This is a genomic window from Bradyrhizobium sp. Leo114, assembly GCF_055229415.2.
On the sequence record NZ_JBUYEN020000002.1, the window covers coordinates 304,480 to 324,911 of the forward strand.

Sequence of the window (20,432 nt, forward strand, 5' to 3'; positions counted from 1 at the left end):
TCGCCCGCGGAGAGAACCCCTCACCCGTCGCGCATTTGATGCGCGCCACCTTCTCCCACAAGGGGAGAAGGGAAGGCAGCAACCCGCACTTACATCGGCGGCGTGATGCCGTCGCGGCCGACGCTGATGCGGTCGGCCTCGAGCGAGCCGTCGGGCGACTTTTTGGTGAATGCGATGATCTTGGCGCCCGCCTTGAGCTCGGACTTGTCGCCGGGGACGTAGGTCACGACAGGCGTATCGGGCGAGACCAGCATCTTCTTCTCGCCGTCCTTGTATTTGACGAGCAGCGTGTGGCCGTCATTGCTGACCACGGATTCGGCGACCGTCGCATTGGTCATGCTGCTGTTGGGGCGCGTGTCCCAGGGCCGCGAGCCCTCGCCGGTGCCGCGCATGTCCTCCGGGAAGACGTGAACCTCCACCGCTTTCGGCGTGCCGTCGGAACCCGGCACGGTCGTAGCGCCGATGAAGGAACCGACCTTGATGTCGGATAACGCGATCTTGACGATGCCGGCGACACGCGCATCGCCCGTCAGATGCAGCTTGACCTCCTCGCCGCTGCGCGATTTGACCGCGAGCGTGTCGCCGTCGACGCTTTCGATGGTGCCGCGCAGGCGCGACGACACCGGCGGCTGCTGCGCGATCGCATAAAGGGTTGATGCCGCAACCATGGCGACGGCAAACAGCGGGCGGGCGAGCGTGGAACGGTAGGGAGGCATAGCGAGAGCTCCGGGTGGATCATCTCTACAGAGACCCCGCTTTCGCGGCGATATTTCCCGCCCTCAAGCCTTTGTGAGATCGTCCTCGACCAGCGCACGCAGTTCCGGCGTCACTTGCGGGCGCTGGCCGAACCACAGTTCGAAGCCGCGCACCGCCTGGTGCAGGAGCATGCCGAGCCCGTCGGCCGTCTTCAATCCGCGCCCCTCGGCGGCTGCAAGCAGCGGCGTCTTCAGTGGAACATAGACGAGGTCGGCAACAACAGCATTTGACGGCAGCAAGCCGACGTCGAGCGCGAGCGCCGGCTGGCCGTGCATGCCGAGTGAGGTGGTGTTCACGAGCAGCCCTGCGCGCGGCAACAGATCGGCAAGCGCATCCCAGCCAGCCGGCTCGACGCGAGAACCGAACTGATCGGCAAGCGCGCGGGCGCGCTCGATGCTGCGATTGACGAGGTGAATGCGCGTCGTGCCGCGATCGAGCAATCCGAACACCACGGCGCGCGCCGAGCCGCCGGCGCCCAGCACCAGCGCTTCCGTCGCCTGGTCCCAGCCGGGCGCGGAGGCGTCGAGATTGTTGACGAAGCCTTCGACGTCGGTATTGGTCGAACGCAGCTCGCCGCCTTCGTACCACAGCGTGTTGGCGGCGCCGACCGCACGGGCGCGCTCGTCAGGCAGCGACAGCGCCAGCGCGCGCTCCTTGTGCGGGATCGTGACATTGGCGCCGACGAAGCCGTGGAACGCGAGATGCAACACGAACTCGGCAAAGCCTTCCGGCGGGATCGCTTCGATGTTGTAGCCGCCCTCGATGCCGAGCTTCCTCAGCCAGTAGTGATGGATCAGCGGCGAGCGCGAATGCGCGGCCGGCCATCCGATCAGGCATGCGGCGCGGGCTTTGGTCGGTGCGGTCATTGCAGTCCAATCGGACAAGCAATGCGGACTGTCAACATTCACTTATCCCGCACCGCGACGAACGCCGTAAGCCCGACGGCGGCGCCAGCGGCGAACCAGACCGCGGACAGATTGAGGTGGAGATAAGCGAGCGCGCCGACGGTCGACCCCAGCACCAGTGCCGCCCATAGCAGGAGGTTCGGCAGCCAGGCCCAGCGCGGGCCGCCGGTCAGCGCCGCCCCAAGGAGTTGGCCAGCCTTGACCAGCGCGCCGGTGACATAGGTGAGGCCGAGGCCGGCGCCGCCGCGGATCTGGAACGTCGCATTCTCCAGCCCCATCGCGAACACGATGCCGCCAACCGCGGCCGTCGGCCAGCCGAATGTGTAGGCGAGCGCGGCGCCGACGAGCAGCAGCGCTTCCGTCAGCAACAGCCAGGTCTGGCGACGGCCGCCGCGCGCGAGCACGATCAGGCTGCCCGCCGCCGCGCCGAACACGAAGGTCACGATGATGCCGATGGTTTGCGCCGCCGCGAACCAGTTCGCCTCGGTCAGGTTGACGCCAAGACGCGTCGAATTGCCGCTCATGAAGGAGACGAACAGGCCGCCGAGATGCAGATAACCGATGCCGTCAAGATAACCGGCGAGCGCGCTCAGCGCGCAGGCCAGCGTCATGTTACGGCGCGAGTCAAGCATGCGTCACGCCGTCCACTCGTAGACCTCTTTCTCGTAGGCTTCGGTGAAGCCGGCGCGCAGCAGATTACGGTACGAATGTTCCAGCATGTACATGGTCTCGGAGACCTGCACTCTGCAGCCCATCTGCTCGGCACGTTCGACCCGCTTCGCAATCAGCGCCTGCTGCGCGCCGCGCTTGCGATGGCTTTCGGCTGTGGTCGCGGCCAGGAGATAGCCGATGTCCTCGAACAGGCAGAGCGCGGCAATCGCCACCGGCTGATTGCCGTCGAACGCCATGTAGTGAACGAAGCCCCTGCGGCCGGCCGAGCGCGCATATTCCGGCCACAGCGTGTCGCCGAGCTGATCGCGCGCGGCGTCGATCTCGTCGGTGGTCACTTCGCGGATGCCAAGACCGGTCGTGAATTGAAGCGGCGAACAGGCCGTGCGCCACAAGGTCGGATATCCGGTGCGACGCGCGCGCGACAGGCCGCACGCCTCGAGCCGCGCCCGCATCACGTCCATATCGGGACCCGGGCTCAACCAGACGAAGAAGCGCTTCACACCCTCAGCCGTGAACAGATCGATGAAGCGCGGGACCGCATCATCCGCCATCGCGGGATCAGCGCCGCAGAGATAGACGCGATTGAGATTGGCGGATGGAAAGGGCGCCTGACGTTCGGGATCGATGGTCACGTAGCAGTGACCGAACGGCGGACCGTCGAACTGCCGGCGCACGAGGCGGTAGGGCTGACAACGGCCGTCCAGCCATTGCGTCAGCCGCCGCATTTTCAAGGAGAGATCGACAACGTCCATGGCGATGCGGGGATCATGACCCTCGATCCGGGGCCATGATCCTAGCAACACTTATGCCGCCACGCGATGCGCCGCAATAATTTGATCGGCGGTCCGGCCGGTCACTTCAGCCATGTGATCGAACTGCCGGGTGAAGCTGCCGGCGCCGGCGGTGGCCGAGCGGAGTTCCACGATCAGGTCGCCGATTTCGGCTTCCGGCATGGTGGCGCGGACGCAGTCCCAGCCCGCCCAGCCCTCGCGGGTGTCGAAACCGAGGATCTGGCCCCGCCGCGCCGACAGGATCGCGTTGATCTTGGCGGTGGCGTCGGTCGGGCAGACGATCTCGACCATGTGGATCGGTTCCAACAGCACCGGATGACAGTTCGGCAGCGCCTCGCTGACGCCGATCCGCGCTGCGGTGCGGAACGCGAGATCGGAGGAGTCGACGCTGTGGTAGGAACCGTCGGTCAGGCACACATGGACGTCGACCACGGGAAAGCCGAGCGGCCCCTTCTGCAGGCCGTCGACCACGCCTTCTTCGACCGCGCCGATATAGTTCCGCGGCACTGCACCGCCGACCACGGTCTCCTCGAAGCTGAAGCCGGAACCGCGCGGCAAGGGCTTTACCTCGAGCACCACGTCGCCGAACTGACCGTGGCCGCCGGACTGCTTCTTGTGCCGGCCGCGCTGGGTGATCGGTTTCCGGATGGTCTCCTGATACCCGATCGCTGGCGGGTGCGATTTGACGTTGACGCCGAAGCGGTCACGCAGCCGTTCCACCGCGACGCGCAGATGCATCTCGCCCTGCCCCCACAGCACGGTATCGTGCGTGCGTGCGTTCTGGATCTGGGTCAGCGACGGATCCTCCTCGTTCAGCCGCAGCAGCGCCTGCCCGAGCTTGACGTCGTCCTTGCGGTCGGTTGCCGCGACCGACATCGCGAGCACCGGCGAGGTCGGCTCGACCTTCACCAGCGAGGGCGGCGCGGTCTTGCCGCTCGCCACGGTGTCGCCGGTCTTGATCGCGTCGATCTTGCCGAGCGCAACCGTATCGCCGGCTTCCGCGGAGGCGCGCTTGGTGTCAAACGCGCCGCCAGCGGCGAGGATACCGGAAACGCGGCCAGTCTCGCCGGACGAGGACGTCAGCGTCGCGCCATCGTCGAGACGGCCGGCGAGCAGCCGCGCCAGCGACAGTTTGCCACCGTGCTGCAAATGCACCGTCTTGAACACGTAGGCGAGCGCATCCTTGGTTTCGGGGGCGCCAAGGCGCTTGGCGGTGTCGGCGATACCGGGCGATTCATGGCGCAGCGCCTTCAGCAGGCGCAGCACGCCATTCTCGCGCAGCGCCGAGCCGAGCAGCACCGGGCAGATCACGCCTTCGCGCAGTTCGCGGGCGAGATCGTCGAACACGGCATCGCGCGGCGGCTGGATGTCCTCGAGCAACTGCTCCATCAGCGCGTCGTCATGGTCGGCGAGCTTCTCCAGCATCGAGAAGCGCGCTTCCTTCTCGCGATCGAGATTGCCGCCTTCGAGCGCGACCACCTCCGACGGCTTGTGCTCGCGATAGACGAAGGCGCGTTCCAGCGCCAGATCGACGAAACCCTCGATCAGATCGCCGTTCCATATCGGAATTTGCCTGAGCACCAGCGGCACGCGCGAGGCCGGCTGCAGCGTCGCGAGCGTCTCGCGGACGCGGTTGTTGGCGCGATCGATCTTGTTCAGGAACAGGAAACGGGGAATGGCGAGCTCTTCCAATTCGCGCAGGATGAGCTGCAATTGCGGCAGCTTCTTCTCGTCGGCCTCGCAGACCACGACCGCGGCATCGACCGCGGGAAGCGCCATGCGCATGTCGTGCGCGAATTCGACCGAGCCGGGACAATCGAGGAAGGTGTAACTGTCGCCCATGAAGGTCGTGGTGGCGGCGGTAAGACCGACGCTCATCTTGTGATTGCGCGCTTCCGCACTGGCATCGCCAACGGAAGTTCCGGCATCGACACTGCCGGCTGACCGGATCGCACCGGTTCGCGCCAAGATCGCTTCGAGTAGTGTGGTCTTACCGCTTTGGAAAGGGCCCACCAGTGCGACGCACCGTGGACCTCGGGGACTTCTGACGTCTTGTCCCATATTGCCGTCTCCTCGTCTGGAGCTCGGCCCTTGATTGGGTCGGCAATCAACAATGCTCCGCCCGTCGCGGGCGTTTGGCAAGCGGGAACACGCGCCAAAACGTCGCTGCGTTGCGATGTAATGCAATGAAGCGTGCACGACTCCTTCCCTTCTCCCCTTGTGGGAGAAGGTGGCGCGCATGCAATGCGCGACGGATGAGGGATTGTCTCCGCGGGCGACAGTGCTCGTGGAGAGGACCCCTCACCCAAACGTGTTGGTAGCCCGCGCCTGAGCTGCCCTCTCCCACAACAAGGGGAGAAGGCGCGCCAACTGGCAGTGCGCACGCATGGTTTGGATGGTGGGCGCTACGCTTTGCCCACGCTTGTATTAGCGTCCCGGCCGGAGTTCCAGGCTCGCTAGGCCGGCGGCGACGTTGAGGCCGACCTGGCCCTGCAGGCTCAGCGGCTGCAGCGCGATCGAATTGTTGGAGCCGCCGACCAGCACGTTGCCGCCGACACCGACGCCGAGCGTCGCGCTGCCCTGCGCGCCCGCATAATTGCCGGAGAGGTCACCGGGCCCGATGCGCGAGACTGGCGCATAGACCCCCCAGGCCAGCGCCGTCTCCTCGGTGATGCCGATATCGAGGCCCACCTTCTGGATCGTCGCGATATAGCGGTCCTCCGGTACGCCCTCGGCGCGCAGCACGCAGCCGAGATGAGTGACCGACCCCACGATGAAGCCGACGCTGGCGCCGCCGCGGCATTCCAGAACGCCAACCCGCACGCGCTCTGGCTGCTGCGCGCTGGCGCCGGCGATGAGGGATGCGAGCATGACGATGGCCGTGCCCGCGCGAAGGACGAAGCGACGCATGAAGATATCTCCGGCTGAAAAAATCTGACGTGAGGTGAGACGAAGGACCGCGCGCCCGCCCGCGGCGCGTGTCCGTCTATGCCACAAGCTTCAAGGCAGTGCCAGATTGGCGACACAACCAAGTTGTACCGCGTCGTCATCTTCAGGACGCACGATACGAAGTCAGATCAGCCCAACGTCATTGCGAGTTTCGGACCGGCCTGCGAAGCCGACCCGGATCGATGAAAGCAGCGGAGCGTTACTGATGCGCAGAGACGCGCCCATCACCGCTGTCATTCCGGGGCGTCCGAAGGACGAGCCCGGAATCCATCGGGCGCCGTAGTCTGCGGTGAGATGGATTCCGGGCTCGCGCTACGCGTGCCCCGGACCATGGCCAGCGGCTTGGAACTCACTTTCTTCTCAGCGCAGCCGAGCAATCCATGCCTCCACAAATGGCGATATGGATTGCTTCGTCGCTACGCTCCTCGCAATGACGGCGGAGAGAGAGCGTGCGAACACGAAAAAGGCCCGCTTGCGCGGGCCTCTCATTCTCGCTCGACCGATCGAACTATCGCAGATTGCCGCAGAAGCGCTGGATGCGTTTGCAGGCATCTTCGAGATCCGAGGTCTTGGTGGCGTAGGAGATGCGGAACGCCGGGCCGAGGCCGAAGGCAGAACCGTGGACGACCGCGACGCCCTCGCTCTCCAGGAGCTCGGTGACGAAGTCCTCGTCGTTCTCGATCACCTTGCCGCCCGGCGATGTCTTGCCGATCGTGCCGGCGCAGGACGGATAGACGTAGAACGCGCCTTCCGGCCGAGGGCAGTCGATGCCGGCCGCCTGGTTCAGCATCGAGACCACGAGGTCGCGCCGTTCCTTGAACACCTTGTTGTTCACGGGAATGAACTCCTGCGGACCGTTGAGCGCTTCGACGGCGGCCCACTGCGAGATCGACGACGGGTTCGAGGTCGACTGCGACTGGATCGTCGCCATCGCCTTGATGAGCTGCGCGGGCCCGCCGGCATAGCCGATGCGCCAGCCGGTCATGCAATAGGCCTTGGAGACGCCGTTCACCGTCAGCGTGCGGTCGTAGAGTTTCGGCTCGATCTGCGCCGGCGTGGTGAAGACGAAATCGTCATAGACGAGGTGCTCGTACATGTCGTCGGTCATCACCCAGACATGCGGATGCTTCACCAACACATCAGTGATCGCCTTCAACTCGGCGCGCGTATAGGCGGCGCCGGTCGGGTTCGACGGCGAGTTGAGGATGATCCATTTGGTCTTCGGCGTGATCGCCTTTTCAAGATCCTCCGCGCTGAGCTTGAAGCCGCGCTCGGCCGTGCACACCACCGGCACCGATTCACCGCCCGCGAGCGCAACCATTTCCGGATAGCTCACCCAATAGGGCGCGGGAATGATGACCTCGTCGCCCGGATTGATGGTCGCCATCAGCGCGTTGTAGAGCACCTGCTTGCCGCCGGTGCCGACGATCACCTGGTTCGGCTTGTAGGTGAGGCCGTTCTCCCGCTCGAACTTGGCGATGATCGCCTCCTTCAGCTCGGGAATGCCGCCGACATCGGTGTACTTGGTCTTGCCGGCCTCGATCGCATGTATGGCCGCCAGCTTGATGTTGGCCGGCGTATCGAAATCCGGCTCACCGGCGCCCAGCCCGATGACGTTGCGGCCCGCCGCTTTCAGCGCGCGTGCTTTATCCGTGACCGCAATCGTCGCGGACGGCTTCACACGGTCAAGCGCAGCGGACAGGAAGGACATCATCGTCTCCGGACTATGTTGGGAAAAGCGCAACAACAGCGCGACCTCGTTTCTAGGACTGTTGCGGTGCAGCGGCAAGCGAAAAGCGGGGTTTCCTCGGCACTTTTGCCGCAGCCTCACGTGGCGGACCCTCGATCAGACCCGCTGCCATCACCTGATAGCAGAGGCGTGATCATTGCTGCGCCAATGGAATCATTCTGCACGCGTGCGTTGCGGGAGCGGTTTTCGACTTTTTCCATCCCGCAGCTCTTGCGACGCACCCCCATCGGCATCATTGTGGGGTTGCGTTTGCGGCGCCAAACTGCCGCTCACGCGCTTCGATTGGTGAACTCGGGCAAGATGTACAAGCTCTATTCGATGCAGCGCTCCGGCAACAGCTACAAGGTTCGCCTTGCGCTGGCGCTGCTCAATACGCCCTATGAGGCGGTCGAGGTCGACATCCTGCGCGGCGAGAGTCGCACGCCGGAGTTTCTGGCGAAGAACCCGAGCGGCCAGGTGCCGCTGCTCGAAGTCGAGAACGGCCGCTATCTCGCCGAATCCAACGCCATCCTCTGGTATGTCGCCGGCGGCACGCCGCTCGCGCCGGAGTCGAAGATCGAGCGGGCCGAGGCGCTGCAGTGGATGTTCTTCGAACAGCATGCGCTGGAGCCGAATATCGGCGCGGCCTATTTCTGGCTATCGCTGGTGAAGGGCGGCCGCGACCTCCAGACCCATGCGCTGGAGGATTGGATGGAGCGCGGCTATGCCGCGCTGCAGGTGATGGAAAACCATCTCAAGATCGCGCGCTTCTTCGCCGCCGACCAGCTCACGGTCGCCGACATCGCGCTCTACGGCTACACCCACCTCGCCGACCGCTGTGATTTCGACCTCGTCACCTTTCCCGCGATCCGCGCCTGGCTCAGGCGGGTCGAGCAGGTCCCCGGCTTCGTCGCGATGGACTGGCGGCCGGAGGCCGAATTCGACGACGCCACCGGCATCGCGGCAGGGGCTGAATAGCGGGAATTGCGGGCATAGCCCGTAGAATTACGGGTAAAACCTCGCGCTATGCCGTGGTTCTGCCATTTTTCTCACGGTCACCGCCGCAATATTGCCGGCGACGATTGCGAATCCTCGGGCCAGACAACGCGGGTGATTCGCCCGCGCATGCGAGGATTTTGACCATGACATGGTCGCCCGGCACGGCCGGCTCCAAGAGCCGCCCCGCGCCAGCAGTCCCGTCCCGACTGGCGAGCGCAATCGCCATTTCGGTCACGATCGGCGCGTTGTCACTGTGTGTCGAGGTCACGATGGCGATGCCGCTTTCGACCTGATCCGGTGGTTTCCTTTTCTACAATCGTCACCAACGCAAGGCGCGATGACTGAGATCGCGACCAGAGCATGTTGAAGACACCTGTTGGACTGGTAACAGTTGGACTGACCGTCGCGATCCTGCTCGCGGCCTCGCTGTTGATCGTCACCAGCACCCGTGGCGAGGATGGTGCGCCGGTGGTGCGGGTCCTGCCTCGCGCCGCGAAGTAGCGCGAGATGGTTCCGCTTGGAGCGGCAGGGATTCCCTCTCCACTCAAAACAGTGCCGCAACCCATCACGTGAACCTATGGAAGATCAGGAACGCGCCGGCGGCGATCAGCGCAAAGCCGAGTGCGTGGTTCCAGCCGAGCGGCTCCTTGAGATAGAGCACCGAAAAGCCCGCGAACACGACCAGCGTGATCACCTCCTGCATGGTCTTGAGCTGCGCCGCCGAATAGACCGCGCTGCCCCAGCGGTTGGCCGGCACGGCGAGCCAATACTCAAAGAAGGCGATGCCCCAGCTTACCAAGATCACCACGGGCAGCGGGCTCGCCTTGAACTTCAGATGCCCGTACCAGGCAAAGGTCATGAAGACGTTGGAGGCAAACAGCATCAGGATCGGCAGGATGGTCGGCGAAATCGTGGGCATCGATATCCTCTTGCAATGGTCCGCCACAGCATGACCGAGCAGATCTTCTTGAGCGCTCCATGCCACGGAACTGGTTTGACGCAATTCGCATAGCATTTGACTCCAACAATGCGAAAGCTTGGCGCGCGCCATCAAACCGCTCTTAAGCGTGACGCGCAAAATCCCGCCGCAAGCGAAATCCGTCGTCAAACTGCGCGCCTATCGTCGGTTGTAACGAGGCGCAAACATGCAGTTGAACTGGCGCACGATCCTGGGCCCTGCCCTGACGATGGCGACAGCGCTATCCGCCTTCGCCGTCGACAGACATTTCGCCGCCGTGCCGAATCCGGCGCCCTTGTTCGTTTGCATCGTCGCGCTGGCAAGTTCCATCGGCGGCATCGCGTCGGGACTCGTGAGTGCGGCCATCGCGGTGGCGGGCTCGGCGATCTTCTTCCTCAACCATCGCGCCACGCCAGGCTACGACCTGTCGGACCTGGCGCGGATGGCGATGCTGGCGGCGACCGCCATTGTCACAGCCGTCATCACCGGTCTGCTCAGGCGAAAATGGATCGATGCCTTCGCCTGGGAGCAGAAGCATCATGCCACTGCCGAGCGCCTGAAGGCCGCGCTCGACCGGGTCGACATCGGCATCGTGCTGTTGGATTCGGACACGCGGGCGGAGTTCATCAATCGCGCTTTCCGCGACTATTTCGCGCTTGCCGACGAGCAAGCCGAAAGCAAACCGCCGTTCATCGCGCTGATGTATCATGGCCGCGACACCGGCGCCTACGAATTGCCGAAGCACGAATTGAACGACTTCATCGCGCGACGCATCGAGATGATGCGGATCGGCGATTCCACCCCGATCAACATCAACCTCGCCGATGGCCAGGTGCTGCGCTTCAGTTGCACGGCGCTGCCCGACGGCGGCCGCATGCTGAGCTACACGCCGGTGACCGATCTGGTGCGCAGCACCGACGATCCTGATAAGGCTGACTATTATCGTTCCCTGCGCGGCATCGGTCGCGCCCTTGATCGCGGGCTTGGCCCGGCTTTGCGCGCCGCCGAATAGCATGAATTAAGCGAGCCACGCCGCCGGCTGTGGATAACTTGCCTGTCACCCGCGCGTAACAAAGCACGGCTAGGCTTTCTTACGCGTTTGATCAGGCCCCCCGTCTCGGATCACACGCCCCCCGAGCGGTCCCCGTCAGTCGCCGCGTCTGACCGGGGCCGCTTTTTTTTGCGCGACATCCGCTCATGGCTGCACTGCAGCCGACGATGATGTGCGAGCCCGCCGCCGCCTTGCGAGGAACTGGCGTGCGGGCCACAATACATTCTCTTTCCTCCAATTTTCGGATCGCTCCATGCAAATTCGCAATCTCGGCGGCTCGGGCTTACGCGTTTCCGCCGTCGGCCTCGGCTGCAACAATTTCGGCCAGCGCACCGACCTCGAAACCTCGCGCCAAGTGATCCACCGCGCGCTCGACCTCGGCATCACCCTGTTCGACACCGCCGACATCTATGCCGGCATGGGCGGCTCGGAGACGGTGCTCGGCACCGTGCTCGGCGATCGCCGCAAGGACATCGTGCTGGCGACAAAATATTCCAAGCCGATGGCGACTGACGGCACCAAGCAGGGTGCCTCGCGGCGCTACATCATGTCGGCGGTCGAAGCGAGCTTGAAGCGATTGAAGACCGACTACATCGATCTCTACCAGCAGCATGATTACGACCCGCTGACCCCGATCGATGAATCCCTGCGCGCGCTCGACGATCTCGTACGGCAGGGCAAGGTGCGTTACATCGGCAATTCGAACTTCCCGTCCTGGCGCATCGCCGAAGCCGAATATGTCGCGCGTGCGATGAACGTGAACCGCTTCGTCTCCTGCCAGGACGAATACAGCCTTCTCGTGCGCGATATCGAAAAGGACCTGCTGCCGGCGGCGCAGGAATACAATCTGGGCCTGTTGCCGTTCTTCCCGCTCGCGAGCGGCCTGCTGACCGGCAAGTATCAGCGCGGCGCAGTGGCGCCGGCGGACACGCGCTTTGGCAAGGTGCCGATGCTGCGCGACCGCTACGTCACGCCGCGCAACGAGGACATCGTCGACAAGCTTCAGGCCTTCGCCAAGGAGCGCGGCCACACTTTGCTGGAGCTCGCCTTCTCCTGGCTCGCCGCCCGCCCGCAAGTCTCGAGCGTGATCGCCGGCGCCACGCGCGTCGAGCAGGTCGAGCAGAACGTCAAGGCGATCGGCTGGACGTTGAGCGCGGAAGAGCTGACGCAGATCGACGCGATTACGAAGGGATAAGTCCTATTTGCGCTCTAGCTGTCGGGTCGGCGATGCCTTAACCTGCTCTTGCTCGATCGCAAAGGCATCAGGGAATGGCTCGTAAGTCCGAAGAAGATGCTCATGATGCGCTCGCCCGGGCGCAAGACCTCATCTATGACGCTTGGGAGGCAGGCACGGCTAGGCGCCGTATCGCACTTGCCGAGGAGGCACTGACAATCAGTCCACTGTGCGCGGACGCCTATGTTTTGCTGGCCGAGCATGCCAAGCCAAGTTCGGATGAGGAGCTTAATCTTTGGCGTCGTGGCGTCGAAGTCGGAAGGCAGGCCCTTGGTGATGCTGCCTTCGAAGAGTACGTGGGAGAGTTCTGGGGCTTCTTAGAAACACGGCCCTACATGCGCGCGCGTTTTGGATTAGCGCGAGCATTGTGGGCCCGCGGTGTTCAGGGCGAGGCAATCGACCACCTTCGTGACATCCTGCGGCTAAACCCGAACGATAACCAGGGGGCTAGGTACGTTCTGGCGGCGCTGCTTGTCAAAGCGCAACGGGACCACGACCTCGCCTTGCTTCTCAAGGACTATCCGGATGACGGTGCAGCCGCATGGTCCTGGACGGAGGCATTGGCGGCATTTCGGCGAGCCGGCGACTGCAAGGAAAGCCGGGCGCGACTGACGCAAGCTGTGACTGACAACGGCCATGTGGTGGCTTACCTGTTGGGCGAGAGACCAGTTCCCAAATCATTGCCGTCATACATCAGCCCTGGTGACGAGGATGAAGCGATCTACTATGTGGTGGATTTCCGGGCCGGATGGGCGAACACGCCAGGCGCTATCGACTGGTTGCGGCTGGTGACTTCCCCGCGAAAGACCGTCGAGCGACAAGCGAGAAGCAGGTCACGCCCGCAATAGTCGACGCTCGTACAAAGCTGAGTCAATTCATTGCAGACGTTGGTCATGAAGACGCTAGGGCTCCGGTCGCTTTCTACAATCAGCATCTGTGGTTGTGGGTCCCGGCTCAAGGGCGGGGACGACGGCGCGGCTGGGGTGTGAGCTTTACGATACCAACCCCTGCATTGGCTTGGCGGCGCGGCTGTCTGGAAACACGCTCTCCGCCAGCACGCGCTCGGCGAGGCCGAACTGGTCGTGCAGCACCCCCTTCATCACGGCGCGCAAATCGGTGGTCGGCGCGAGGTCGCGGCCCTGATAGAGATTGGCGGGCTTCAGGCCGGGCCAATCCGAGATCACGCGTCCGCCCTTCACCGCGCCGCCGGCGAGCAGCGCAATGGTGCCGGTGCCGTGGTCGGTACCTTCGGTGCCGTTGATGCGCGCGGTGCGGCCGAATTCGGTGGCAACCACGATCACGGTATCGCGCCAGCGGTCGCCAAGCCCGCCTTCGAATTCCGCCAGCGCGCCATCGAGGCCGCCGAGCAGTTGCGCGAGACGGCCGACCGGCCCGCCCTCCTTGGCGTGGGTATCCCAGCCGTCGAAAGCGAGCGCGCCGATCCGCGGCCCGTCATCGGCCGCCATCAGTTTCGCGGCGCCGCGCGCCACCAGCCGCATCGCACCGATGCCATTGGTGCCGGGCTTCGGCTTCATCTCGTCGCCTTTCGCGACTTTCTCGAGCTGCAAGCCCTGCGTGAGCGCCAAGGCGAGCGCGGGATCGCGATGCTGATACAGCTCGAGCAGGCGCATCGCGGTGTCGTCATCGGCCTGCGGCAGCGCGACTGGCGCCCAGCCGACGGTCGGCGCCGCGCCGCGCAGCACCAGTGGCGTCGTCGGGCCGACAGCGAGCGCGCGCGTCACGCGCTCGCCTTTCGGCAGCGCTTCGAGCGCGCGGTTGAGCCAGCCCGATTGCACCCTGCCCGGACCGGCAAATCCGCTTTCGAGCACGTCCTGTCCGTCGAAATGCGAGCGCTCGCGATAGGAAGTCGCGACCGCATGGATCACGGCGCCCTGTTTGGCGCGATACATTCGCGCGAATTCCGGCATCGCCGGATGCAGGCCGAAAAAGGTGTCGAGCATGACGGCTGCGTTCGGGCCATCCGGCCGGAGCGCGATCGAGCCATGCAGGCCGGCGTATTCAGGGTCGCCGATCGGCGCCACTGTCGCAAGGCCATCCAGCGCACCGCGCAGGATCACCACGACCAGCCGCGGATCGCCTCCGTCAGCCGCGCGCGCAAATTTCGGCAAGTACGCCCAGGCGGCGAACGCAGCGCCGCCAAGCAGCAGAGAGCGGCGCGAGGTGGCCTGTGATCGCAGCCCTTCACAGCATTGCATCGTCACCTCCTCTGGAATTCCGGCGACATCAACAGCAGCGCCAGCGCCTGCTGCCGCGATTCCGCGCGCTCGACGGTGCGCCGCGTGTCCGGCGAGGCGGCATCCGCGGCGACGAGATCGAGCAGCTCGCGCGGGTCGATGCCGTCGCCAAGGCGCGAGGCGATCTGCGCCGAGATATCGAGCCGCAGCTTCATGCCTTCAGGCGCGGCCCATGCCGCGCTGGTATCGGGAAAACCGTTCGGTCCGGCGGGCGACCACAATGGCTGACCAAGGACGTTGAGGCCGCCCAGATAGCGGGAGGGATCTTCGGGATTGCGCCCGAGCAGCCGGCCGGAGGCGATCAGGAATTCGTAAGGCGAGCGCATCTTGGTCGGCGGCGCGTCCCACGCCTCACTGGAATCCACCAGCGCGGTCGCGAGCGCCTTCAGATCGCCGTCGGTCCTTCCGAAGACATCCTGCAGTCGCGCCATCAGGGCCGGCGGCGGATCGTCGGCCACGAAGTGGCGCGCGAATTTGGTGGCGATGAATTTTGCCGTCGAAGGATGGCGGGCGATATCGGCGAGCACGGCCTCGCCCTGCGCCACGCCACTCTGCTCGTAGACCTTGCCCATTACGCGCTGCGCGCCGGGCTGATGCGCATTGGCGTTGAACACAAAGGTACCGGGCGGACCGAGCTGGCCCTGCCGGCCGGCAAAGGTCCAGCCCGTGATGACGCGCGCGAGCGCGGTGACGTCGTCCTGGGTATAGCCGCCGCCGACGCCGAGTGTGTGCAACTCCATGATCTCGCGCGCGAGGTTTTCGTTGAGGCCGCGGTTGCGGTTAATGCCGGCGCGCGAGTCCGGACCCAAGGATTGCTGGTTGTCGAGGAAGAACAGCATCGCCGGATGCTGCTCGACCGCCATCAGCATGTCGGCGAAGCGGCCGAGCACATGCGGCCGGATCGCCTCGCGCTCGAACGAGCCAGCCCAGATCCGCGCCAGACCGCCCTTATTGGCGGAGATGCAGAAATGGTTCGACCAGAACACGACCAGGCGCTCGACGAATCCGCAATCGGCGAAGCTGGCGCGCTGGATGCGCGCCAGCGCTTCAGTGCGAAACGTCTTCTGAATGACATTGGGCGGTTGCGGCGGAGGCTTCGGCGGATTGGGCTGCATCGCATCCGGCCGCGCCATCGCGGCATTCACGTTATTGCCGTCGGCGGATGATGCCATCGACTCCTTGGCCGTCATGTCCGTGGCGATCGAGGATATCGACGGATTGCGGCGCTGCGCTTTGGGTTCCGTCGGCGGCGCTTCCGTTACTGCTCCCGATTTTGCGACGGCGTCGCGCGCCTGCTGAATCTCGAACTGATAGTCGAACAGGGCCTTGCCGAGCGCCGGCGTCGAGGAAAGCCCGGGCATCTCCAGGAGCGCGGCATTGGCGCGATTGAGTTCTGATTTGACAAAGCCGCGCGGATCGGATGCCGCGTCGACGAAATCGCCGGAAGCGCCGCCGCGGGCGCCGAAGCCGAAGCGATTGAGCGCAACAAGGGCTGCTTGCGAATCGCGGGCCATCGGATTTCCCTTCGGGCGTCCTCGGTCTATGATTTGCATGATCCGGAAAAGTGGGAACCGGTTTTCCGAAAAGATCATGCTCAAACAAAGAAGCGCAACATTATAGCGCGCATGCGGATGAACCACGGATTAATTCCGCAATAGGAGAGCGGCCGGTTACATGACAAATCGGAAAGAAAGCACCCCGCGTCAGCTTTCCTGCAGACGCTGCGGCACGGGCTTCACCTGCGACCTGTCGGGCGAGTGCTGGTGCGCGGCGGAACCCTTCCGCCTGCCGATGCCGGCCCATGATGGCGGCGACTGCCTGTGCCCGGATTGCCTCCGCGCGCTCGCGAGTCAGCAAACCGATACGGCCGCGATGTGATGAGCCGCTGGGACATCAGCGCCGTCCTGCTCGATATGGATGGAACGCTGCTCGATACCGAGAAGGTGTATTTCGACAGCCTGGTCGCGGCGCTGAACGCGCGTGGCTATACCGACGATGTCACTACCCTCTGCCACGCCATGATCGGCCTTCCCGGGCCGGAATGCGAGTTGATGCTGGTGAGGCGCTACGGCGACGATTTCCCGCTCGCCGAGATCAACAAGGCTTTCGCCGCCAACCGTGACGAAATGCTTCGCGCAGGGTTGCCGCTGAAGGCCGGCGCCGTCGAGCTGCTCGACGCGCTTCGGTCCGCGCAATGTCCGATGGCGATCGTGACCTCCTCCTCGCGCCGCTCTGCCGACCAGCACCTCACGCTCGCAGGAATCCGCGCGCGCTTTGACACTATCCTGACGCGGGACGACGTCACGCACTGCAAGCCGAGCCCGGATCTGTATCTCTTGGCTGCGCAACGGCTCCGCGTAAAGCCACAAGCCTGCGTCGCGATCGAGGATTCCAACCATGGCGTGACCGCGGCCCACGCCGCCGGTGCGATCACGCTGACGGTGCCGGACATGATCCCGCCGACCGAGGAAACGCGCGCCAAATGCGCCGCGGTTCTGCCGGACCTCAACGCGGCGCTGGCGATGCTGCGCGAACGCGGCGCGCTGTAGCACTCGTCATTGCGAGCGCAGCGAAGCAATCCATCTCTCCGCGCGTGAAGACATGGATTGCTTCGTCGCTTCGCTCCTCGCAATGACGGTGAACTCTACACCTCGTATCCCGGCGACTTCCGCGCCATGCCGTCGAAGGCGTCGAGCAGGCGCTCGCGCCAGGCATAGACCGGATCGTTCTCGACCAGCAGCTTGAAAGGGCTCACCACGCGTGCCCACTGGAAGCCGCCGAACACGATGTAGTCGGCATAATTCGGCTTGTCGCCGCCGAGATAGGCCTGCGTCCGCAGCGTCAGCCGCAGCGGATCGAGACTCCTACAGAAGCCTTCGACCGCGTGATCGCGCGTGGCCGCGGCCTCTTCCAGCGGCTTGCCGAGCCGCGCCTCGCGCGTCCTACGGAAATAGGCAACGTCGTCAGGCGCGAGATGCGCGGGGATATCGGCGACGATCAGCGGGAAGATGCCGCCGACCACAGTGACATCGCCCCACCAGTTCAGCATCCGCCCCATGGCGCGCCCGCCCTCGCCGCCGAACAGCGAGGGACGGTCGGCATAGGTGTCCTCGAGATAATTGGCGATCGCCCAGGAGTCGGTCACCGTGGTGTCACCGTCGAGCAGCACCGGCACCTTGTCGGACTTGTGCGGCGCGATCGCTTCTTTGTGCGTGAAGCACCAGGGGATCGACTCGGCGCCAAGCCCCTTGTGCGCCAGCGCCATCCGTATGCGCCAGCAATACGGGCTGAACGGACGGGACGTGTCCGTGCCGACGAGTTCGAACAGTTTCATGGCCATGGATCAATCCCGCTGATGTCGGCCGTCAGACTAGCCGTCATTGCGAGGAGCGCAAGCGACGAAGCAATCCACGCTTCCGCACGCGGCGACATGGATTGCTTCGCTGCGCTCGCAATGACGGCAACAACAGCGCTACCGCACCACCGCCGCGGTCTGGCCGAACAGGATCTTGCGCTCCTCCTCGGTGCGGATCGCGGGCTGGCCGAAATTCGGATTGACCTCTTTCGCCTTGGCATAGGCGCGCACCGTGGCGGGCCGCTCCCGGATCGTTTCCAGCCAGCGCTTCAGATGCGGGAAATCGTCGATGTTCTGGCCCTGGTTCTGGTAGCCGACGACCCAGGGATAGCTCGCCATGTCGGCGATCGAATAGTCGCCGGCGACGAATTCGCGGTCGATCAGGCGCTTGTTGAGCACGCCATAGAGCCGGTTGGTCTCGTTCACATAGCGGTCGATGGCATATTGCAGCTTCTCTTGCGCATAGTTGCGGAAGTGATGGTTCTGCCCCGCCATCGGCCCGAGGCCGGCCATCTGCCAGAACGTCCACTGGATCGCGTCATAGCGGCCATAGAGATCGGCGGGCAGGAACTTGCCGGTCTTCTCGGCGAGATAGAGCAGGATCGCGCCGGACTCGAACAGCGAGATCGGCTTGCTGCCGCCCTTCGGCGCATGGTCGACGATCGCAGGAATCCGGTTGTTGGGCGCGATCTCCAGGAATTCCGACGCGAACTGCTCGCCCTTGCCGATGTTGACCGGGATGATCTTGTAGTCGAGCCCAGTCTCCTCGAGGAACATCGTGATCTTGTGGCCGTTCGGCGTGGTCCAGTAATGGAGGTCGATCATGGGCATGATCCTGCGGCTGGGAGGGAACGCGCATCGGAGAAAGATGCGAATGCATGAATCTCGCAGAACCGGTGCCGAGTCAATCCGCTTCTTGACGCCATGCGCGCGAATTTGATCGGCGGGTGCACCGCCGCGCGATTGAGGCGGGCTCGCCTCGGTCCTACGCTTGAGCGCTCTTTGCAGTCAGAATGTCGTCTGGGAGGATTCAATGACGAGAGATTTGCCACGACGTGATTTTCTGAAAGGTTCAGCCGCGCTCGCCGGCATCGCGGCTGCCGGCGGATTTTCCTGCGTCGAGATCGCGAGTGCAGCGCCGATCGAGGTGCCGACCGTCGACAGACTGTCGATCCGCGTGCTGGTCGACAGCAGCTACGACATGTTCTTCCGCCCGAAACAGGCAAACGGCGTATCGATCGCGCCGCCGGCACGAAGCGCAGACTTCCGCAAGTCGCTGCACAATGAATGGGGCCTGTCGCTGTGGCTGGAATCTCAGGCCGCAGACACCCAGCGCACGCTGATGCTGGACTACGGCTACACGCCCGACGTGCTCATCAACAATATGGAGCTGGTGGGCGTCGAGCCGGCGAAGCTCGACGCGCTGATCGTCAGCCACGGGCACTACGATCATTTCGGCGGCCTGATCGGCTTTCTGGATAAATATCGCGGCAAGCTTCCGGCGGACGTGAAGCTCTACGCCGGCGGCGAGGACAATTTCTGCCATCGCGTCAACGCGACGCCGACCAAGGGTCAGTTCGCCGATTTCGGCACGCTCGACCGCCGCGAGCTTGCCGCGCATAACGTCACGACCGTTCTCTGCGAAACGCCGACCGTGATCGCCGGCCATGCGTTCACGACGGGCAAGATCACGCGACGCAGCATCGAGCGTATCCTGCCGCAGACCTGGGTCGAGTTCGGCATGAAGGATGGGCTCGGCTGCAACGCCAGCCACTATTTGCCGGCCGAGATGGACGGCAAGATCGTCCCGGACGAGCACATCCACGAGCATGCGACCTGCTTCAACGTGAAAGACAAGGGGCTGGTGGTGATCAGCTCCTGCGGCCATGTCGGCATCGTCAATTCGGTGAAGCAGGCGCAGGAGGTCTCAGGGATCCAGAAGGTGCACGCCGTCGTCGGCGGCTTCCATCTCGGACCGGCGCCGAAGGACTACCTCACCGAGGTCGTGGCCGAGATGAAGAAACTCGAGCCTGATGTCGTGGTGCCCATGCATTGCAGCGGGCTGAACTTCGTCCAGGAGGCAAGCGCGCAGATGGGCGACAAGGTGCTCGTCACCACGACGGGCAGCCGCCTCTCCTTCGGGGCATGATCCTGCGCGCCATCAGCAGTGTCGGCATCGGCCTGTGGCTGATGCTGGCGCCTGCCTGCGCGGGCGATGCGCCGGCGCGATCGGCGGCTGAGATCATGGACATCCTGATGTGGAACCGGGAGCCGGTCGGCGGTCCGTTCGAGCTTGTCGACCACACCGGCCATATCCGCACCGAGCGCGATTTCCGCGGGAAGCTGATGCTGGTCTATTTCGGCTTTACTTATTGCCCCGATGTCTGCCCCACCGATCTGCAGGCGATCGGGCTTGCTATGGACCGGCTCGGCAATGATGCCGACAAGGTGCAACCCCTGTTCATCACCGTCGATCCCGAACGCGACACGCCGCAGCATCTGGCGGAATACGTGCCGCTGTTTCATCCGCGCCTGATCGGATTGACCGGAAGCCTTGATGCGATCCGCAAGGCAGCGGACGCCTACAAGGTCTACAGCGCCAAGGTGCCGCTTGGGAAAGACAACTACACTGTCGATCACACCGCGTTCATCTATCTGATGGATCGCGATGGCGGCTATCTCGGCTTCTTCCCGCCGGGCACCTCGGCCGACCGCATGATCGAGATCATCCGCCCGCACCTCGCCAGGTAGAGCGTTTGCCACTGCGCTGTTATAGGG

General features: G+C 64.3%; 21 protein-coding genes. 9 read left to right on the forward strand and 12 right to left on the reverse strand.

The features are described from left to right. Window positions 1–89: 89 nt before the first annotated feature. The 7 genes from ACZIRK_RS03695 to ACZIRK_RS03725 form a co-directional block, all read right to left on the reverse strand. Complete coding sequence (locus ACZIRK_RS03695; RefSeq protein WP_463326989.1) at window positions 90–668, reverse strand: hypothetical protein; 579 nt, start codon at window positions 666–668, stop codon at window positions 90–92. 111 nt (window positions 669–779) lie between these two features. Then, the gene (locus ACZIRK_RS03700; RefSeq protein ID WP_463326969.1) at window positions 780–1,622 is read right to left on the reverse strand and encodes a shikimate dehydrogenase; all 843 of its coding nucleotides are present in this window, start codon (window positions 1,620–1,622) and stop codon (window positions 780–782) included. Between the two features lie 38 nt (window positions 1,623–1,660). Further along, entirely contained in the window at window positions 1,661–2,293 is a 633-nt protein-coding gene (locus tag ACZIRK_RS03705; RefSeq protein WP_463326970.1) for a YoaK family protein, read from the reverse strand. Window positions 2,294–2,296: 3 nt separating this feature from the next. After that, on the reverse strand, window positions 2,297–3,085 hold the full coding sequence (locus tag ACZIRK_RS03710; protein WP_130227926.1) for a GNAT family N-acetyltransferase: 789 nt from the start codon (window positions 3,083–3,085) through the stop codon (window positions 2,297–2,299). A 51-nt stretch (window positions 3,086–3,136) separates the two neighbouring features. After that, entirely contained in the window at window positions 3,137–5,185 is a 2,049-nt protein-coding gene (locus ACZIRK_RS03715; protein WP_130227927.1) for an elongation factor G, read from the reverse strand. Window positions 5,186–5,551: 366 nt separating this feature from the next. After that, a complete protein-coding gene (locus tag ACZIRK_RS03720; protein ID WP_130227928.1) occupies window positions 5,552–6,034 on the reverse strand; it encodes a DUF992 domain-containing protein in 483 nt (160 codons plus the stop codon). Between the two features lie 547 nt (window positions 6,035–6,581). Continuing rightward, window positions 6,582–7,784, reverse strand: a complete 1,203-nt coding sequence (locus ACZIRK_RS03725) for a pyridoxal phosphate-dependent aminotransferase (RefSeq protein ID WP_130227929.1) — start codon at window positions 7,782–7,784, stop codon at window positions 6,582–6,584. 339 nt (window positions 7,785–8,123) lie between these two features. Between ACZIRK_RS03725 and ACZIRK_RS03730 the strand changes: the two genes are divergently transcribed. The 3 genes from ACZIRK_RS03730 (at window position 8,124) to ACZIRK_RS03740 (ending at window position 9,302) form a co-directional block, all read left to right on the forward strand. After that, window positions 8,124–8,780, forward strand: coding sequence for a glutathione S-transferase family protein (locus ACZIRK_RS03730; protein ID WP_130227936.1), 657 nt, complete (start codon window positions 8,124–8,126; stop codon window positions 8,778–8,780). Window positions 8,781–8,944: 164 nt separating this feature from the next. Further along, complete coding sequence (locus ACZIRK_RS03735) at window positions 8,945–9,094, forward strand: hypothetical protein (RefSeq protein ID WP_165435373.1); 150 nt, start codon at window positions 8,945–8,947, stop codon at window positions 9,092–9,094. A gap of 67 nt (window positions 9,095–9,161) precedes the next feature. Further along, complete coding sequence (locus tag ACZIRK_RS03740; protein WP_165435374.1) at window positions 9,162–9,302, forward strand: hypothetical protein; 141 nt, start codon at window positions 9,162–9,164, stop codon at window positions 9,300–9,302. A gap of 64 nt (window positions 9,303–9,366) precedes the next feature. Here the strand turns inward: ACZIRK_RS03740 and ACZIRK_RS03745 are convergent, their stop codons facing one another. Beyond that, the gene (locus ACZIRK_RS03745; protein ID WP_130227930.1) at window positions 9,367–9,720 is read right to left on the reverse strand and encodes a DMT family protein; all 354 of its coding nucleotides are present in this window, start codon (window positions 9,718–9,720) and stop codon (window positions 9,367–9,369) included. A 226-nt stretch (window positions 9,721–9,946) separates the two neighbouring features. On the opposite strand from ACZIRK_RS03745, the gene ACZIRK_RS03750 reads away from it, so the two are divergent. From ACZIRK_RS03750 to ACZIRK_RS03760, 3 genes are all read left to right on the forward strand, one after another. Beyond that, entirely contained in the window at window positions 9,947–10,771 is an 825-nt protein-coding gene (locus tag ACZIRK_RS03750) for a PAS-domain containing protein (protein ID WP_130227931.1), read from the forward strand. Between the two features lie 292 nt (window positions 10,772–11,063). After that, on the forward strand, window positions 11,064–12,005 hold the full coding sequence (locus ACZIRK_RS03755) for an aldo/keto reductase (protein WP_130227932.1): 942 nt from the start codon (window positions 11,064–11,066) through the stop codon (window positions 12,003–12,005). A gap of 74 nt (window positions 12,006–12,079) precedes the next feature. Then, entirely contained in the window at window positions 12,080–12,892 is an 813-nt protein-coding gene (locus ACZIRK_RS03760) for a hypothetical protein (protein ID WP_463326971.1), read from the forward strand. 144 nt (window positions 12,893–13,036) lie between these two features. Here the strand turns inward: ACZIRK_RS03760 and ACZIRK_RS03765 are convergent, their stop codons facing one another. Together ACZIRK_RS03765 and ACZIRK_RS03770 are read right to left on the reverse strand one after the other, a co-directional pair. After that, on the reverse strand, window positions 13,037–14,260 hold the full coding sequence (locus ACZIRK_RS03765) for a DUF1501 domain-containing protein (RefSeq protein WP_463326972.1): 1,224 nt from the start codon (window positions 14,258–14,260) through the stop codon (window positions 13,037–13,039). A gap of 2 nt (window positions 14,261–14,262) precedes the next feature. Further along, entirely contained in the window at window positions 14,263–15,813 is a 1,551-nt protein-coding gene (locus ACZIRK_RS03770) for a DUF1800 domain-containing protein (RefSeq protein WP_130230840.1), read from the reverse strand. A 363-nt stretch (window positions 15,814–16,176) separates the two neighbouring features. Here ACZIRK_RS03770 and ACZIRK_RS03775 point away from each other — a divergent pair, with 363 nt between their 5' ends. Beyond that, window positions 16,177–16,848 (forward strand): HAD family hydrolase, encoded by a 672-nt coding sequence (locus ACZIRK_RS03775; protein ID WP_463326973.1) that lies wholly within the window; start codon window positions 16,177–16,179, stop codon window positions 16,846–16,848. Window positions 16,849–16,943: 95 nt separating this feature from the next. On the opposite strand, the gene ACZIRK_RS03780 is transcribed toward ACZIRK_RS03775, so the two are convergent. Together ACZIRK_RS03780 and ACZIRK_RS03785 are read right to left on the reverse strand one after the other, a co-directional pair. Next, window positions 16,944–17,639, reverse strand: coding sequence for a glutathione S-transferase family protein (locus ACZIRK_RS03780; protein ID WP_130230846.1), 696 nt, complete (start codon window positions 17,637–17,639; stop codon window positions 16,944–16,946). A gap of 132 nt (window positions 17,640–17,771) precedes the next feature. Next, window positions 17,772–18,479 (reverse strand): glutathione binding-like protein, encoded by a 708-nt coding sequence (locus ACZIRK_RS03785; protein ID WP_130230850.1) that lies wholly within the window; start codon window positions 18,477–18,479, stop codon window positions 17,772–17,774. A gap of 208 nt (window positions 18,480–18,687) precedes the next feature. Between ACZIRK_RS03785 and ACZIRK_RS03790 the strand changes: the two genes are divergently transcribed. Both ACZIRK_RS03790 and ACZIRK_RS03795 read left to right on the forward strand, forming a co-directional pair. Then, a complete protein-coding gene (locus tag ACZIRK_RS03790; protein WP_130230852.1) occupies window positions 18,688–19,803 on the forward strand; it encodes an MBL fold metallo-hydrolase in 1,116 nt (371 codons plus the stop codon). Next, the gene (locus ACZIRK_RS03795) at window positions 19,800–20,405 is read left to right on the forward strand and encodes an SCO family protein (RefSeq protein WP_028163876.1); all 606 of its coding nucleotides are present in this window, start codon (window positions 19,800–19,802) and stop codon (window positions 20,403–20,405) included. The genes ACZIRK_RS03790 and ACZIRK_RS03795 overlap by 4 nt, the downstream gene beginning before the upstream one ends. Window positions 20,406–20,432: the final 27 nt, after the last annotated feature.

What these genes read in the sequence shown, in the direction of transcription:
- ACZIRK_RS03720 (WP_130227928.1), bottom strand. Translation starts at nt 6,034, where the DNA reads ATGCGTCGCTTCGTCCTTCGCGCGGGCACGGCCATCGTCATGCTCGCA.
- ACZIRK_RS03705 (WP_463326970.1), bottom strand. Translation starts at nt 2,293, where the DNA reads ATGCTTGACTCGCGCCGTAACATGACGCTGGCCTGCGCGCTGAGCGCG.
- ACZIRK_RS03795 (WP_028163876.1), top strand. Translation starts at nt 19,800, where the DNA reads ATGATCCTGCGCGCCATCAGCAGTGTCGGCATCGGCCTGTGGCTGATG.
- ACZIRK_RS03790 (WP_130230852.1), top strand. Translation starts at nt 18,688, where the DNA reads ATGACGAGAGATTTGCCACGACGTGATTTTCTGAAAGGTTCAGCCGCG.
- ACZIRK_RS03750 (WP_130227931.1), top strand. Translation starts at nt 9,947, where the DNA reads ATGCAGTTGAACTGGCGCACGATCCTGGGCCCTGCCCTGACGATGGCG.
- ACZIRK_RS03715 (WP_130227927.1), bottom strand. Translation starts at nt 5,185, where the DNA reads ATGGGACAAGACGTCAGAAGTCCCCGAGGTCCACGGTGCGTCGCACTG.
- ACZIRK_RS03735 (WP_165435373.1), top strand. Translation starts at nt 8,945, where the DNA reads ATGACATGGTCGCCCGGCACGGCCGGCTCCAAGAGCCGCCCCGCGCCA.
- ACZIRK_RS03695 (WP_463326989.1), bottom strand. Translation starts at nt 668, where the DNA reads ATGGTTGCGGCATCAACCCTTTATGCGATCGCGCAGCAGCCGCCGGTG.
- ACZIRK_RS03710 (WP_130227926.1), bottom strand. Translation starts at nt 3,085, where the DNA reads ATGGACGTTGTCGATCTCTCCTTGAAAATGCGGCGGCTGACGCAATGG.
- ACZIRK_RS03700 (WP_463326969.1), bottom strand. Translation starts at nt 1,622, where the DNA reads ATGACCGCACCGACCAAAGCCCGCGCCGCATGCCTGATCGGATGGCCG.
- ACZIRK_RS03745 (WP_130227930.1), bottom strand. Translation starts at nt 9,720, where the DNA reads ATGCCCACGATTTCGCCGACCATCCTGCCGATCCTGATGCTGTTTGCC.
- ACZIRK_RS03780 (WP_130230846.1), bottom strand. Translation starts at nt 17,639, where the DNA reads ATGGCCATGAAACTGTTCGAACTCGTCGGCACGGACACGTCCCGTCCG.
- ACZIRK_RS03730 (WP_130227936.1), top strand. Translation starts at nt 8,124, where the DNA reads ATGTACAAGCTCTATTCGATGCAGCGCTCCGGCAACAGCTACAAGGTT.
- ACZIRK_RS03725 (WP_130227929.1), bottom strand. Translation starts at nt 7,784, where the DNA reads ATGTCCTTCCTGTCCGCTGCGCTTGACCGTGTGAAGCCGTCCGCGACG.
- ACZIRK_RS03740 (WP_165435374.1), top strand. Translation starts at nt 9,162, where the DNA reads ATGTTGAAGACACCTGTTGGACTGGTAACAGTTGGACTGACCGTCGCG.
- ACZIRK_RS03755 (WP_130227932.1), top strand. Translation starts at nt 11,064, where the DNA reads ATGCAAATTCGCAATCTCGGCGGCTCGGGCTTACGCGTTTCCGCCGTC.
- ACZIRK_RS03770 (WP_130230840.1), bottom strand. Translation starts at nt 15,813, where the DNA reads ATGGCCCGCGATTCGCAAGCAGCCCTTGTTGCGCTCAATCGCTTCGGC.
- ACZIRK_RS03760 (WP_463326971.1), top strand. Translation starts at nt 12,080, where the DNA reads ATGGCTCGTAAGTCCGAAGAAGATGCTCATGATGCGCTCGCCCGGGCG.
- ACZIRK_RS03765 (WP_463326972.1), bottom strand. Translation starts at nt 14,260, where the DNA reads ATGCAATGCTGTGAAGGGCTGCGATCACAGGCCACCTCGCGCCGCTCT.
- ACZIRK_RS03775 (WP_463326973.1), top strand. Translation starts at nt 16,177, where the DNA reads ATGAGCCGCTGGGACATCAGCGCCGTCCTGCTCGATATGGATGGAACG.
- ACZIRK_RS03785 (WP_130230850.1), bottom strand. Translation starts at nt 18,479, where the DNA reads ATGATCGACCTCCATTACTGGACCACGCCGAACGGCCACAAGATCACG.